Origin of the sequence: Bacteriovorax sp. DB6_IX (assembly GCF_000447775.1) — a bacterium.
In the GTDB taxonomy this organism is placed as follows: Bacteria; Bdellovibrionota; Bacteriovoracia; order Bacteriovoracales; family Bacteriovoracaceae; genus Halobacteriovorax_A.
Window position 1 is genome coordinate 1 of record NZ_AUNJ01000297.1, and the last position, 15056, is coordinate 15056.

At 38.0% G+C, this 15056-nt stretch carries 17 protein-coding genes; 10 read left to right on the forward strand and 7 right to left on the reverse strand.

Annotated features, from left to right (window positions below):
* Positions 1-55 precede the first annotated feature (55 nt).
* Positions 56-949, reverse strand: coding sequence for a hypothetical protein (locus M901_RS08815; RefSeq protein WP_021277853.1), 894 nt, complete (start codon positions 947-949; stop codon positions 56-58).
* A 137-nt stretch (positions 950-1086) separates the two neighbouring features.
* Positions 1087-3048 carry a hypothetical protein gene (locus M901_RS08820; protein WP_021277864.1) on the reverse strand — a complete coding sequence of 654 codons (1962 nt, stop codon included), beginning with the start codon at positions 3046-3048 and terminating at the stop codon, positions 1087-1089.
* Between the two features lie 224 nt (positions 3049-3272).
* Between M901_RS08820 and M901_RS08825 the strand changes: the two genes are divergently transcribed.
* The 5 genes from M901_RS08825 to M901_RS08845 are packed head-to-tail and all read left to right on the forward strand — an operon-like array spanning position 3273 to position 7877.
* A complete protein-coding gene (locus tag M901_RS08825; RefSeq protein WP_021277854.1) occupies positions 3273-4271 on the forward strand; it encodes an amino acid ABC transporter substrate-binding protein in 999 nt (332 codons plus the stop codon).
* Positions 4272-4281: 10 nt separating this feature from the next.
* Positions 4282-5433, forward strand: coding sequence for an amino acid ABC transporter permease (locus M901_RS08830; RefSeq protein WP_021277855.1), 1152 nt, complete (start codon positions 4282-4284; stop codon positions 5431-5433).
* 3 nt (positions 5434-5436) lie between these two features.
* Positions 5437-6492, forward strand: a complete 1056-nt coding sequence (locus tag M901_RS08835) for an amino acid ABC transporter permease (RefSeq protein ID WP_021277861.1) — start codon at positions 5437-5439, stop codon at positions 6490-6492.
* An 18-nt stretch (positions 6493-6510) separates the two neighbouring features.
* Positions 6511-7227 carry an amino acid ABC transporter ATP-binding protein gene (locus tag M901_RS08840; protein ID WP_034721491.1) on the forward strand — a complete coding sequence of 239 codons (717 nt, stop codon included), beginning with the start codon at positions 6511-6513 and terminating at the stop codon, positions 7225-7227.
* Positions 7228-7259: 32 nt separating this feature from the next.
* The gene (locus tag M901_RS08845) at positions 7260-7877 is read left to right on the forward strand and encodes an alpha-ketoglutarate-dependent dioxygenase AlkB (RefSeq protein WP_053335848.1); all 618 of its coding nucleotides are present in this window, start codon (positions 7260-7262) and stop codon (positions 7875-7877) included.
* On the opposite strand, the gene M901_RS08850 is transcribed toward M901_RS08845, so the two are convergent.
* Positions 7836-8546: an arginyltransferase gene (locus M901_RS08850; RefSeq protein ID WP_021277850.1), complete on the reverse strand. Its 711-nt coding sequence runs from the start codon at positions 8544-8546 to the stop codon at positions 7836-7838. The genes M901_RS08845 and M901_RS08850 overlap by 42 nt on opposite strands.
* Before the next feature lie 178 nt (positions 8547-8724).
* Between M901_RS08850 and M901_RS08855 the strand changes: the two genes are divergently transcribed.
* Positions 8725-9042, forward strand: coding sequence for a high-potential iron-sulfur protein (locus M901_RS08855; protein WP_021277866.1), 318 nt, complete (start codon positions 8725-8727; stop codon positions 9040-9042).
* Between the two features lie 14 nt (positions 9043-9056).
* Here the strand turns inward: M901_RS08855 and M901_RS08860 are convergent, their stop codons facing one another.
* Both M901_RS08860 and M901_RS08865 read right to left on the reverse strand, forming a co-directional pair.
* A complete protein-coding gene (locus tag M901_RS08860; RefSeq protein ID WP_034721494.1) occupies positions 9057-9641 on the reverse strand; it encodes a DTW domain-containing protein in 585 nt (194 codons plus the stop codon).
* Positions 9619-10077: a hypothetical protein gene (locus tag M901_RS08865; RefSeq protein ID WP_034721496.1), complete on the reverse strand. Its 459-nt coding sequence runs from the start codon at positions 10075-10077 to the stop codon at positions 9619-9621. The genes M901_RS08860 and M901_RS08865 overlap by 23 nt, the downstream gene beginning before the upstream one ends.
* A 167-nt stretch (positions 10078-10244) precedes the next feature.
* On the opposite strand from M901_RS08865, the gene M901_RS17515 reads away from it, so the two are divergent.
* Positions 10245-10394 (forward strand): hypothetical protein, encoded by a 150-nt coding sequence (locus tag M901_RS17515; protein ID WP_157679929.1) that lies wholly within the window; start codon positions 10245-10247, stop codon positions 10392-10394.
* 4 nt (positions 10395-10398) lie between these two features.
* Here the strand turns inward: M901_RS17515 and M901_RS08870 are convergent, their stop codons facing one another.
* Positions 10399-10821, reverse strand: a complete 423-nt coding sequence (locus M901_RS08870) for a hypothetical protein (RefSeq protein WP_021277859.1) — start codon at positions 10819-10821, stop codon at positions 10399-10401.
* A 2-nt stretch (positions 10822-10823) separates the two neighbouring features.
* On the reverse strand, positions 10824-11612 hold the full coding sequence (locus M901_RS08875) for an endonuclease I family protein (RefSeq protein WP_021277852.1): 789 nt from the start codon (positions 11610-11612) through the stop codon (positions 10824-10826).
* Between the two features lie 188 nt (positions 11613-11800).
* Here M901_RS08875 and M901_RS08880 point away from each other — a divergent pair, with 188 nt between their 5' ends.
* From M901_RS08880 to M901_RS08890, 3 genes are all read left to right on the forward strand, one after another.
* Complete coding sequence (locus M901_RS08880; protein ID WP_034721499.1) at positions 11801-12817, forward strand: 3-oxoacyl-ACP synthase III family protein; 1017 nt, start codon at positions 11801-11803, stop codon at positions 12815-12817.
* 62 nt (positions 12818-12879) lie between these two features.
* Positions 12880-14271 (forward strand): hypothetical protein, encoded by a 1392-nt coding sequence (locus M901_RS08885; protein ID WP_021277860.1) that lies wholly within the window; start codon positions 12880-12882, stop codon positions 14269-14271.
* Positions 14264-14992 (forward strand): glycosyltransferase, encoded by a 729-nt coding sequence (locus tag M901_RS08890; RefSeq protein WP_021277865.1) that lies wholly within the window; start codon positions 14264-14266, stop codon positions 14990-14992. Before M901_RS08885 ends, M901_RS08890 begins: the two co-directional genes overlap by 8 nt.
* Positions 14993-15056: the final 64 nt, after the last annotated feature.

A 15056-nucleotide genomic window follows, 5' to 3' on the forward strand; every position in this document is an offset into this window, starting at 1 on the left:
AACAACAGCTGAAGTCAGTCGCGCTGACTGCTGTTAATCATCTAAACTGATCCCTTTACGTGGGGCTAAGCCCGCCCAAATAATCCAAATTATAGAAACAAATAAAGATGTCGATATGCGCTTGCAGCATATCGACTCTCTTGGTCGAACACCAACTCTTTCTTATTAGCCTATTAATGTGAGCTCGAAACATGGCGCATGTATGATTCAGTGTAAAAAGTGGGTCGAAGTGCTGGCGCTTGAGTTCTCCTTGTCCTGCCACACAAGATCTCCCTCCTTTGTAGCGTTTGTGCTCTTGTGAGGAAAAATATTTTGCGACTATTTTTGGATACGTATTATGCTCATCTGATTCAATCAAAGCATCTCTATCAATTGTTCGATAAATCTTTCCCATCAAACGATTGAGCCCTCGCTCATGGTGATTTTCTCGATAACCGTATTTCTTCTTTGATTTCTTGGCGAGATGACCAAAGGCGGGAATCCTTGAAACCTCCGCTCCAAGGACAAAGCGGCGTTTCTTGTCTACTGCAAGACTCACACTTAGAGGCTTCATCTTTGTATGTTCTAAGGTTATAAGATCATCAAATTGCATATTTTGAACTTGGGACTTCTCTAGTTTTTTCAAAAACCTTCGCTGCCTTTTGCGTGATTTTTCCGCCAGGTACTGAACTTTTCTTGCGACTGTTTTGTAGTTGATATTGAGCTCGCGAGAAATACTTCTCATGGAGGAGCGATCACACAGCATGCGATAAATTCGATGATTCACACGTCGCTTCTTTTGATACTTTTCAAAACTGAAAGTCGCTCGTGAGAATTTCTTACCACAGACCTTGCATCTGAAGCGTTGAATTTTTCGAGAGTCACAGCTTCGTTTGTAGTGGCCATCTTTGATGACAAGCTTGTTTTTAGAGGAAGAATTACAGGTAGAAATTGGGCAGTTATAAAGCATAACTGCTTTATGCAAGATGAATATTTTTAGCTTTGGGTATCTATAGGAAATAACAAGGAGCTTTAAAGCCCCTTGTCACTATTTGATTCAATTTTATTAATTTTGAATGGTTTTTAGCACCAGCTATGTATAGCAGTTTATTTCGCGAATCTTTTCTTTGCTCTTAAAATATTGTAGCGGTTTGTAATAATCTTAAAGATTGAAATCTTCTCGTCAGGGTGAACAACAGCTTGTTCCGTATCGACTTCTAAACTTCCTGATTTTAGACCTTTGTCTACAAGCTCTCCATTGGCGAGTTTATTATTCGTCGAATCAACATCAAGCCCCTCTAAATCGTCTAAATTCAGTCCATCTTGTAGGGCCTTAAGTCTCTTTTGAAGATCACTTAAAGAAGATTTTCCCGCAAAAGTTGCCGTGGCCTTGGCCTTTTTCGCATCATCTTTATTGGCCTTTTCTTGGGCATCTGCAGTTTTATCTTTAACATCACCAAGTCCGACTTTTCCCATACCAAAATCTGAAGATGAGTAACCAAGACTGTGCGCTAGAGCAGCAGATTGGATAGGTGAGGCGATATTTGCAAGCTTTCCTAAGTCCTCTGCTGAATTGACACCATCTTTAATATTTTGAAGAGTGTCTTTGTATTTCTTAAGCTCTTTCATCGAAAGGGCCTTCTTTAAAAGCCTGTCGTTTACGGCACTTGCAAGGGCAAGTCTCTTAGGATCTGAAGCGAAGTCTAGTCCATTTGTATTTCCATTGGCGGTAGAGTTCATTCCTTGCTCATATTGTTGAAGTCCTAGCTTCTTGGCAACAGAGGCCTCAAGACCTGAGTTTCCTGGTAAATCGAAGCTAAACTTCTTACAGGCACCACCGGCACATGGACAAGTTGAAGGTTCACCCTCTTTAGACATACATGATTTTAACTTGGGCTGCTTTCCATCTGGAGTTTCAAAGCTATTGCCTAGAGTATTGATCTTTGCCATTTGAAGACGTCCCACACCACTTGCAGCCAGTTGTGGGTTTTGCATTATCATTGAGTCTTTATCTATATTGTATAGACTTTGCAGTTTTGTTCTAAGTTTCGTGGCCTCTTGAATGGCGTACACAGCATCATCTCTTTTTCCTTTAATTCCGTTATAGGCCTGCATTTCTAGAGCAAGTCCTGCTGCTGAAAAAGCTGCTGTCTTGATGGCACATGGTACATTGGCCGAACAACCACTGTAGGGCATAGAACAAATAATGGCCTCAGTTGTCGCGATAGTAAGAGTCACAGCACTCATTGTTTTAAGAGTATTGTGATATTTCATTTTCTCTTCGGCCGCTTCCTTAATAAGTTTCAAGGCCTTGATTTCCATATCTACAGTCGCCACTTGGGTGTTGTGGTTCCAACCTTTCTTATCACTCTTATCAATATTCTTCATCATATTGACGGCGGCCTTAAATTTCGCTTTGTACTTATCTCTTGCTGTTAACTTATACATAAGAGCTAGGGCCGAAACACCGAGTGAAACATTTCCTGAAATACAAGTAGGAGAGGGAACATCTGTAAGCAGAATCATTCCCAGATAAACAGTCATACCAGCATCAACTGCGAGACCGGCATTCTCCATCATTCCACTTTTCTTATTCTCATTAGCTGTTTTCTTATTATCTGCAACATTAGCATTGTGTGAGTCAATCTCATTGGTCACACTTTTAAGATTGTCCTTACAGTCATTTCTTTCAGCTTCACTGCTATAAGCATTACAGTCATTATATTCTTCATTATAAATTTCATTATCTGTGTGTGAGACACAACGTTGAAGGTGACAGTTATATTTGAGGTTCTGTTTCTCACAACTCTTAATTTGGTTTTGAACTTCCGCTTTGGGAGAGTCCATACAGTAGTTGGCCTCATTGGAAGTCTGGCCTTCAAGATCACTACTTTCTTCTTGTGTTTCGGCCTGTGCTGCTGGAGCAGGGGATTCTTGAGTTGTTTCCTGAGTTTCTTGTGGGGCTGGGTTCTCCTGCGCATAGATTGGCTGCAGTGATAGTAGCGCCACACATGAAGCGACTGAAACAAGTTTTTTAAGAATGTGGTTTAATGATGTCTTTGCCTTCATAGGCACTCCTCAAATTAAACGATATAACAATATTTTAAGTTTTATCGGCTATTTTCCCTAGGTTATGAAGTCTTATTTCATAAAAATCAGCTAGTTATCTTGTTTGAGTCGATTAAGGCACTGCCATATCCTACTGGCATACTCGGACATAATCTTCTTTAAGTATTTAATATTGTTCGTATAAAATAGAGAGGTGCACAATTCTCAATAAGGGGTAGAAATATATGAAGAAGCTATTAATTTTAGCGCTCTTAAGTAGTAGCGTATTTGCTGGTAAAACACTTGATGCCATTAAGAAAAGAGGAAATCTTAAATGTGGAGTTTCAACAGGACTTCCTGGATTCTCGTTTCCAGATAGTAAAGGTAATTGGAAAGGAATCGATGTTGACTTTTGTAAGGCCCTCTCTATTGCTGTCTTTGGTAATGCTTCAAGGGTTAAATATGTTTCCCTAAATGCTCAGCAAAGATTTACGGCCCTTCAATCGGGAGAGATTGATGTGCTTTCAAGAAATACGACGAATACTCTCACTCGTGATACTTCGACAGGGCTGAATTTTACGACGCCTCTTTATTACGATGGTCAGGCGTTTATGGTTCGTAAGAAGTCGGGAATTACAAGTGCTAAGCAATTGAATGGAGCCAGTGTTTGTACTCAACAGGGGACAACAACTGAGCTTAATGTGTCTGATTACTTTAGGGCCAACCGTATGAAACTTAAGCCGGTTGTTTTTGAAAGTAATGACGAGGTAGTTCAATCATTTGTTAAAGGAAGATGTGATGCATTGACAACAGATGCCTCAGGTCTAGCTTCTGAAAGAAGTAAATTTAAGAATCCTGAGGACTTTGTTATTTTACCAGAGATTATTTCAAAAGAACCTCTTGCTCCAGCCGTGAGACAGGGTGATGATGAATGGTTTGATATTGTGAAATGGACAATGTTTGCACTTATTCAGGCCGAAGAACTTGGACTTAACTCTAAGAACGTAGACTCTTTTAAGAAATCAAAAGATCCGAGAATTAAAAGATTCTTAGGAAGAACACCTGGTGTTGGAAAGTCTATTGGTCTTGATGAAAAATGGGCCTATAACGTTGTTAAGCTCTTAGGAAACTATGGTGAAATTTATGAGGCCAATATTGGAATCAATAGTCCACTAAAATTGAAAAGAGGACTCAATTCCCTATGGACTGATGGTGGACTAATGTATTCACCGCCATTTAGATAGGATTTCATTGATGTTTAATTTATTACGTGATGAAAAGAAAAGGGCCCTGCTGATACAAGCCTCGGGCCTTTTCTTAGTCTTGGCCATTTTTGGCTATCTCTTTCATAATACCCAACTCAACTTAGAAAAACAGAATATCGCGACAGGTTTTGGCTTCTTTGAGCTAGAAGCTGGTTTTGATATTGGAGAAGCTCTTGTTGAGTATTGGTCTGATGATACTTACTTAAAGGCCTTGTGGGTAGGGGTTCTCAATACTTTAAAGGTTTCAATTTTAGGAAATATCTTTGCTGTAACTTTAGGTGTTCTGATTGGTCTTGGGCATCTTTCTAATAACTGGTTAGTTAAGAAGCTATGTCGTAGTTATATTGAAATTGTAAGAAATATCCCTTTATTACTTCAGCTCTTTTTCTGGTATGCTCTTCTTACTGAAGCTCTTCCAGCTGTAAAACAGGCAATGGAGATTCTTCCTTCAGTCTATCTCTCTAACAGAGGTCTCAATATTCCATTTCCTGTCAATACTGCGAATTACGGATTTTCACTATTCGGATTCATTGTGGCCCTCATTATCTTTTTCTTCATGGAGAGAAAGAGAGATTTAAAGCAAATTGAAACTGGTGTGGCCAAGCCACTTTGGGAAAAACTAAATTATACGATCTTCTTAATACCTATTCTTATCTGGGCCTTAACCGGGGCATCGACAGAATTTGAGATTCCAAAACTTGTTGGTTTTAATTTCAACGGGGGATATACTCTCACGCCAGAGTTTACCGCGCTCTTTGTTGGACTGGTCATTTATACAGCGGCCTTTAATGCTGAGATTACAAGGGCCGGGATTCAATCAATTTCAAAAGGTCAGTGGGAAGCCGCACATTCACTAGGGCTTTCGCAAAGAGATACGGTTAAAATAGTTATCTTGCCACAGGCCCTTAGAGTGATGATTCCACCATTAACTTCTCAAGTATTAAATCTCACAAAGAATAGCTCGTTGGCCGTGGCCATTGGTTATCCTGACTTTGTCTCTATTGCAAATACGACGATGAATCAAACAGGACAGGCCGTTGAATGTGTATTTATGATTATGATTGTTTATTTAACTTTCTCGTTATTAACATCAATTTTCATGAATTGGTTTAATAAGAAATTTGCATTGGTGGAGAGGTAAGAGATGATACAATCATTTATAAATGACTTTCCAAAATGGTTAAAGAAGAATCTCTTCAATACTCCAGTCAACTCGGTGATTTCAATATTTATATTGGCACTCTTATGGAAGGCAATAGAAAAGATATTTCTTTGGTTACTAGTCAATAGTGTTTGGACGGGAACGGCCGCAACTTGTCGTCAAGCTGATGGCTTTTGCTTTCCATTTCTTTTTGAGAAGGTGCGATTCATTATTTATGGGTTCTATCCTGATGGGCAATTGTGGCGACCGACGCTAGCGATGCTTCTATTGTTTGGAACACTTTTTTATTCACGTATCCCAGAGCGCTGGACTAAGAAATTAGTCTACACATGGTTTGGCTTCTTTACTCTTTTTTTCTGGCTCATGCGAGGAGGTTTAGGTCTTCCTATTGTCACGAATGATAAGTGGGGTGGGCTTCCTCTCACTCTTATGCTTGCAACAATCGGGATTATCTTCTCTTATCCTCTTGGTATTGTTTTGGCCCTATTAAGAAGGTCAAATCTTAAAATTTTAAAGACATTAAGTGTTCTCTACATTGAGCTTATTCGTGGTGTTCCCCTCATTTCAGTTCTCTTTATGAGTTCTGTCATGTTTCCACTCTTTCTTCCTGAAGGTGTGAATTTTGATAAACTACTGCGAGCTCAAATAGCAATTATCCTCTTTGTTTCTGCTTATATGGCAGAAGTTATTAGGGGAGGACTGGCCTCTATCGATAAAGGTCAATATGAAGCGGCTCATACCCTTGGTCTAAGTTACTTTGATACAATGAGACTCATCATTGTTCCTCAGGCCATTAGAATTGTCATCCCGCCAACAGTTAATACTGCCATTGGAATGTTTAAGGATACCTCTCTTGTTCTTATTATCGCACTCTTTGATCTTTTAAATACGACAAAGACAGCGTTAAGAGATCCTGAGTGGCTAGGGTTTTCACTTGAAGCGTATGTCTTTGTAGGGTTGATTTACTTTGTCTTTTGCTATGTGATGTCAAAATACTCTCAAGGGTTAGAATCTGAATTTGGAATGAAGGAAAGATAATATGGAAAATATGATGAAATAAATAATTTAAATAAGTGGTACGATGATTTTCACGTGTTAAAAGATATCAATTTAACAGTTAAAAAGGGTGAAAAGATCGTTATATGTGGTCCTTCTGGTTCAGGGAAATCTACCATGATCAGATGTATTAATAGACTAGAGGAGTTCCAAAAAGGCTCCCTTGTTGTTGAGAATATTCCTTTAAACTCTGATGTTAAAAATATTGAGTCTATTAGAAAAGAAGTGGGAATGGTTTTTCAGCACTTCAATCTCTTTCCCCATCTTACGATCTTGGAGAACCTTACCTTAGCTCCAATTCGTGTTCGTAAAATGCCGAAGAAAGAGGCCAATGATATGGCCATGAAGTATCTTGAAATGGTTAAGATTGCAGATCAGGCCCACAAGTACCCAGGTCAGCTCTCTGGAGGACAGAAGCAGCGTGTAGCGATTGCAAGAAGCCTTTGTATGAAACCTAAAGTTCTTCTCTTTGATGAACCGACATCGGCGCTTGATCCAGAGATGGTAAAAGAGGTTCTCGATGTTATGGTGGATCTTGCAAAAGAAGGAATCACCATGTTATGTGTGACACACGAGATGGGATTTGCAAGGGAAGTCGCTGATAGAGTCATCTTTATGGATGCGGGACAAATTCTTGAAGAGAATACTCCTCATGAATTCTTTGATAATCCACAGCATGAAAGAACGAAGGAATTCCTCTCTCAAATTATTAATTAAAATACTTATGCGGTTAGGTTATGCAATTTGATATGTTTGGAAATCAGGACAAGTTAACGGTTATCGATCACGATGGTGAGGCGATTTACTATCCTGACTTTTTTTCAAATTATTCTCAAGAGAATCTCTTTGAGAAATTCAAGGAGCTAATCGCGTGGAGACAAGATCAGATCACTCTTTACGGTAAGACTCATAATATTCCAAGGCTTCAGGCTTGGTACGGTGATAAAGGGGCTGAATACGCTTATTCAGGTATCAAGATGGAGCGTCTGGATTGGGAATCAAATCTAGAAGAGATAAAAAAATATATAGAGGGTGAGTTGGGATTAGTTTTCAACTCGTGCCTTTGTAATCTCTATCGTGATGGAAAGGACTATGCAGCTTGGCATAGTGATGATGAAAAAGAACTTGGAGCGACTCCAACTATCGCATCAGCGAGTTTTGGTGAAACTCGAAAGATTGTCTTTAAGCACAAGAGTGACAAGGGTGTAGAGAAAGTTGAGCTAGAATTAGAAGATAAGAGCCTTCTTATTATGAGTGGCCCTCTTCAGCACAATTGGAAGCACCAATTAAATAAAACTCAGAAGAAGACAGATGCTCGTATTAATTTAACTTTCCGCCATATCGTGTCTCGTCCAAACCTTCGTTAACCAATTATAGGTTTCATAGGGCTTGAATGCGGACTTATAACGCATGGATTTATTCTCTTCTATCCAATAACCTAAGTAGTAGTAAGACATATTCTTATGTCTGGCGTATTCAACTTCTTTAATAATTCCAAACTTTCCTAGGCTTCGATTTGCATAGTCAGGGTCAAAGACAAAGTAGACACTACTAAGTGAGTGGCTTCCTCTATCAAGAATACCAAAGGCTACGAGCTCACCGTCTAAGAAGAACTCACTCATGACTTGAGTGCCTGTATAGGTATAGAAGGTTTGAATATAATCTTCTTCACGCTCTATTTGTTTGTCATTAAAGCGCGAGTCAGAGTGTTTGCGATAAATTCTAAAGTGATCTTCTCGGTAGGTTAGTGGAGAAAAGACAACCTCGATATCACTATTCTTATTAATGATTCTTCTTACTGATTTTTTAAATTCAAATTCCTTTGTCAAAATTCTCAAGGGAATGCATTTGCTACAACTTGGACAGCGTGGACGAAAGAGAAATTGACCAAATTTTCGCCATCCCTTTGCCAAGAGAAAGTCCATCTCATCTTTTTTTATTTGTTCTGCAAAGAAGAATTCATGACACTCATTGAGATTTTCAAGGTACGGGCATTTATCTTCTGGTGATATTCTTGGCACAGTAAGAAGTTTCATAGAGGTATTATATCACCACTTTCTGTTTGGCTTTTCGAACAATTGTTTGGTTTTAAAGTATTGAAAAAAAAGGGTTTTGTATGATCTATGTCAATATACGTTAGGTGCTATTTATGCTATCTTTGGTGTTAAGAAACGATAAAAAATTGGAAACGATAGAGTCTTTAAGGAGATTATAATGAAAAGAAGAGATTTCTTTAAAACAGCACTAATGAGTGTATCAACATTTGTTGCAGCTAGAGAAGCTTTTGCAGCGGCTTGTAAAGTTGGAGCTGCTCCTGCAGGTAAGAAAGTAGCAAAGAATAAATCAAGACTTGATTATGTTCTAAATGCTGCTGATGCAAAAGGAAACAAGAAGTATAAGGCCGGTTCAACTTGTGCAAACTGTAAGTGGTACAAGAAAGCGAAAGAAACTGGTGGATATGCGCCTTGTCCTATGATGGCCAATAAGTATGTTTCGGCATGTGGTTGGTGTAAGTCTTGGAAAAAAGCTTAATTAAATAAGGGCCTCTATGAAGGCCCTTTTTTTTGGTATTTCAATTGTTCTTGAACAGTAAATCTTAACGGTTCGAGTAATTCCTCTAAATCATTTCTATTCTCAATTAATTCGATGGCCTCTTTTATGGCCTCAACCGTACTGATGAAGTTTTCTGCACAGGCCTTTCTAATTGGTCTATAGATCGTTTCACTCTTAGGATTTAAATGGAAGATTGGAATCTTTGATAGGGACTCATTTGAAAAGAGAATCTTCTTGGCCTTGTCCCAAGTTCCATCAAGTGCGATGAAGTTCTTTGAAGGTATCTCATTTAAGCTTTCTTCGAGCTCTTTTGACTCACTTGTATAAAAGAGAAGAAAAGGATTTTCCTTAGTTATAAAATCACTAATTTCATTGGTAAAATTGGGGTCATCACTATCTAAAATTGTACAATCAGAAAGGGACATCTCTGCCATTTTTGCCGTATTAAAGGGATGATCCTTTTCCTTAAAGTGTCTAAGAATAAGCTGTTTACTCTCTGTCTTTAAATTCTTGATAAGGTGGCAGTAACACAACTTTTGTGGACGAGCGCATTTACTACAAGTTTGTCTCTTGTTCATTAAAGGTGTCCATATAAATTGGTTTGCGATAATACATAAACGCATAGAGAAGAGGGTAGATAAGATTATTCATAAGCTTACTTCCCGTATCATAGCGGATATCATCAATGATATATGAGTACTTATCATCTAGCATTTGAACTTTGTGTTTATGTTCCCAACTCGTAAGTGGTGATGGCATCTCTCTTGCGGTATCTGTGAAATAGATCAGCTTTTCACTTTCGTGCGTGTCGCTTATAAAATTTACCCAAGATTGGTAACTTCCGAAAATAGAGCTGACAATGTGTATCTCATCGTTTAACTTATTCCCATCGTAGCGAGTTAATTCCACGCTAATCATTGGAGGAGTTAATTTTAACAAGAGGTCCTTGGTGAAACCTTTCATAATTTCACTTGGGCGACCATAAACTTTTGTTTTTATTAAAATCCTCTTCATGTAGATTATTTTAGCATATTCCATGAAAATGTGTAGCTGTCTAGACAGTGTCTATTTTGTAAGTATGTGACATATTCTTACATTCACTTGACTAACGGTCATTTGAATGTAAACTTATAATATTGATTTTGTAGAATGCAAGATCTGACGAGTATAAGGAGGTAAAGATGAGTTTACGCGAAAGGTTCAGGTTGGAAGAAAAAGAACTTGAAAGCCTCAGTATGAGAAAAGCATTCCCGGCGAAGGGGGATCACCAAGAAGAGGAAGTACAAGTTACTGTACAACCTGAGAAAGAAGAAGAAACACTAAAAAATTAGTGAATCATTTTAAGCGAGACTTCACACAACGTGTGAGTCTCGCATCTCCATCAATAAAATCATCCTGACATTGACTGTAAATATCTTGAGCATAACTCTCACATGGTGAGTCGTCACTGAAACGAGAACTCTTTCTATTTTCCATGCAGTAGTAGACGAGGTTTTGCTCAATCTCAATGCGTTGTTCTTTGATATCCACCATTTTAATTTTTGGCCTACGTGGTTTTTTGGGAACATAGGTGACTTTCTTAGACTTTATATATCTCTTTGAATTCTGAGAGTTCTGGTCCATTTCCCTGAGGCTTCGGTAGTACTCGAGTATTCTCTCTCTTTCAGTAAGAGGCTTTTTTCGAGTTGTAATTGGTTGGATAGAACTACAAGAGCTCATCAGAAGAACTAGAATAAATGGAGTTAGAATTTTAGTCATAATTAGAAGTCTTTAATTTGAGATACTAATGTTTCGTCATCAATAAATGGATTTCTATTATTCTGGATTTTGAAGATTTCTTCATTGCGCTTCATCTCTTCTTGAGAAACAGGATCTTCTCTATGCCATCTTCTTAAGTAATACTCTTCACTTTCGCTGATAGGAGAGTTGTATCTGACAGAGAAGTAGAATAGGGCCCTTGCGACATCTCCTCGATGATTCGTTGGCGGTTCAAAGGCCTTGCTACTTTCATTCTTGTAGTTGATTGTTCCTTTTCTAGAGTCTTCACAGTCTCTTGCTGCAATCTCCCCATGAACTTCACCAAAGATATTATTGCTTCTGACCGAGTTCACATTGCTCTTAACTGGAAAGAGGTGGTGAAGATCATTTCTTTGCATTTCTTTTGAGAAGCTTGGGTTGAATCGACTCTGTGGCCAAGTGTGCTCACAGTTAAGGTAGTTCGCATTTGGGATTCTATTTGGCCCAACACTATGCTTTTCGGTGTACTTAATATTGCAGTACTTGTCTTTAACGTAATAGTTTCCTGCACTATCTGTTTGTAAGTGAAGTTGTCCAAAGAGATAGCGACGTGCGATCTTATAAGTCATATCTGCACGCTGATCATTGGAAATAACAATTCTTAAATTTTGTTTAAGGCTTCCTTGTTTTGCAAGTGTTTCAATACTTTTAACAAGAGTCTCTGGATAATATTCATACTGATCAAGAGAAGCATGAACATAGTGAGATAAAAAGAATGTTCCGGTCACCATAAGGTGTCTAAGCTTAGACATTTTTAATTCCTTCCTTGGAATATATTTAGTCTATCAAGAAAAAAACGAAAGGCCAATAAAAAATCAAGAAAATTAACAAGTTAACAGAGCTGTTTACTTTACTATAGGGGCAGAAAATATTAATAGTAGCTGTTAATCAACTCATTCGATGATATGCTAATTAAATATAAAAATGAAAAGGATGGAATATGGCTTTATCTAGTAAGATAATTGGTGTGGGATCTTTTGTTCCTGAGAAAGTTTTTACAAATCACGACCTTGAAAAAATGATGAATACTTCTGATGAGTGGATTCAGCAAAGAACGGGAATTGTAGAAAGAAGATGGGTTGATAAGAATGTAGGGACTTCGGATCTTGCAGTTAAAGCTTCTGAAGAGGCCATTGCAAATGCTGGTCTTGATAAGTCTGATGTAGACATGATTATCTTTGCAACACTTTCACCGGATCATGACTTTCCTGGTTCTGGTTGTTTCCTGCAGGCCAAACTAGGTATTCCTGAAATTCCTGCCCTTGATATTAGACAGCAATGTACAGGGTTTATCTATGCCATGTCGATTGCGGATAAGTTTATTAAATCAGGTTCTCATAAGAATATTCTTGTTGTTGGTGCAGAAGTTCACTCAAAAGGTTTAGATCGAACTCCAGAGGGAAGAAATGTTGGTGTTCTCTTTGGTGATGGTGCAGGTGCTGTGATTATGAGTGCGACTGAAGTAAGCGATGCAAAAACAGAAGGGCACTTTATTGATGCTCATCTTCATGCTGATGGAAGTTATGCTAAAGAATTATGGCTTCCTGGACCAGGAACTGGTTTTGATTCAGAAAATAGATTTGATGCGGCGATGTTTGAAGAGGGTCTTCATTATCCACAGATGAATGGAAAGGTCGTTTTTGTTCATGCCGTAAAAAGAATGATTGAGTCTTTAACAAACCTTTGTAAAGAGCAAGGGGTAACAATTGATGATATCGATTTATTCTTATTTCACCAAGCCAACTTAAGAATTAACTCTAAGATTGCTGAGGTGATGAATATTCCTGAAGAGAAGGTTTTCAATACTATTCAAAAATACGGAAATACAACAGCAGCAACGATTCCACTTGGAATGCATGATGCTGTTAAGGCCGGTAAACTAAAACCTGGTATGCTTGTGGCCTCTGCCGCTTTTGGTTCTGGGTTTACTTGGGCATCAGCGCTATACCGTTTCTAAGACGCTGATAATAACTTTATTCCCTCCATGTCTTTTTCATGGGGGGGAGAGTTTCTTAATTTATGGATGAAAAGAGAAACCCTTATTTTTATTTCTTACTGATCCTAGTGCCTTTCTTTGCTTTTGTTAAAGGCCCTTACTATCCACTTGATCTTTGGAATTGGGTTCAGTCAGGTCGCTTAATAATCGAACAGGGGAGTTTTCTTCCTCAATTTCCTTTCACCTTTCTCGAAACTCAAAGTATTGGTTTCTCTAATTATCTTATTTCAATTCTTTATTATTATCTCCATAAGTCACTTGGGGACTTTGGGTTGGTAAGCTTTCATCACGTCGCTCTCCTCGTTTTACTGACGATGACCTATGAAAGAACAATTAGAGAGACGGTAGGGAATGCCAGTACCTATTCGCGCTTCTTTCTCTATCTGATGACTTTTGGAATTATTGTCTCTTGTTCGGAAAGACCAGGCTTTCTTTCTCTCTTTCCCTTTGTCTTAAACTTTTCTTTTCTCATAAAGAGAGAGTTAGAAAAAGTAGATTACCTTTGGGTCATTCTTATTTTCCTTCTTTGGTTGAATCTACATGGTTCTTTTATTCTCTTCTTTGTTATGTGGGGAACACGAGGGCTTGGCCAACTTCTTCATAAGGACTATAGAAGCTTTTTCCAATGCTTCGCTCTTTCTATTTTAGCGATAGCTCTAATCGGCTGCAATCCTTATGGGTATAAGATTTTAGAATTTCATGCGAAGAATATTGAAATCTCTAAGGTGCGTATGATGATGGAGTATAGGCCTATCTTTGAACAAGATATCTTTCCTCTTTATATACTTGTAAGTGCTGTCCTTTTACATTTACTTTGGCTTCGATCAAAAGTTATTGGACTTAAGAATGTTTTAAGCCTTTGTTATTTTGCGCCATTTATGTTGGCAACACTTTTTTCGGGGCGTGTTTTTATCTATTTTATCTTTTCTTTACCCTATGTGATTAAGTCATTAGATCTTATTAAGATTGAAAGAGAATCTGTTAATCATGCTAAAGTTAGGCCAGCTTTCTATATTTTAATAGTTCTAACTATTCTTAGTTTTGGACCTGTTAAGAAAAGTCTCTTTCCTCAAATGAGGTTGTGGTCACATGGTGGTATTCCAAAAATAGTCTCCTACTTAGATCGTAAAGCAGAGAGATGCGCTATTCTCAATGATTGGGAGTATGGATCACATCTTTCAATATTAGAGTCAAAGATCGCAATTGATGGAAGAAATGTTATTTATCCACAATCATCATTTGAAATATTTAAAAAACTTATTCATGCTAAAATGGAGAAAGAGGTCTATCAAAAATATGATATCTGTTATTTGGTAGTAAATGAGAAAGAGAGAGGGCCTTTAATTGAGTTGCTTGATGCGACTGTTGTTATGAAGGAGCATGAAGCTACACTTTTAAAGGTAAATTATGAATAAGAATATCTGTCTCGTCATTCCCTGTTACAATGAAGGCCAAAGACTCTCTATCAAGGCCTTTATCGAGTTCATTGAAAAGAGAGATCACTATTATTTACTCTTTGTTAACGATGCAAGTACAGACAATACTCTAGAGATCCTAAGAAGTATAAACCATCAAAGAGTTCAGTTCTTGGATATTAACGAGAATGTTGGAAAGGCCGAGGCCATTAGAAGAGGTGTCTCTCATATTCCTCAACATTTTGACTGTTCTCTCTATGGGTATTTTGATGCGGATATGGCAACACCCCTAAGTGAAATTGATTCCATGCTTAGGAAGATGAATGAAGGGGACTATGGCCTTGTCTTTGGTTCTCGTTTATTAAGAATTGGTGGTAATATAAAGCGAAGTTCAATAAGGCATTATATAGGCCGTTTTTTTGCAACATTAGCAAGCTTACTGCTGGGACTTCCCATTTACGATACTCAGTGTGGAGCTAAAATTTTTAAAAAAGACTTAGTGCCAGTTCTTTTCGAGAAAGAGTTTTCTACCAAATGGATGTTTGACGTTGAGATCTTCTATCGTTTAAAAGATTACTTTGGAATTAAAGAGTTTTATAAGCAAGTCTATGAGATGCCACTATCGAAGTGGACTGATATAGAGCAATCGAAGATAAAGTGGATTGACTTCTTAATGGTCCCAAGAGATTTTCTAAAGATCTACTTTCGTTATAAGAAATAAAAAAGGCCCTTTAAAAGGGCCTCTTCTTTTATCTACAAGCGTTTTGTTCTCTGAAATATTGATT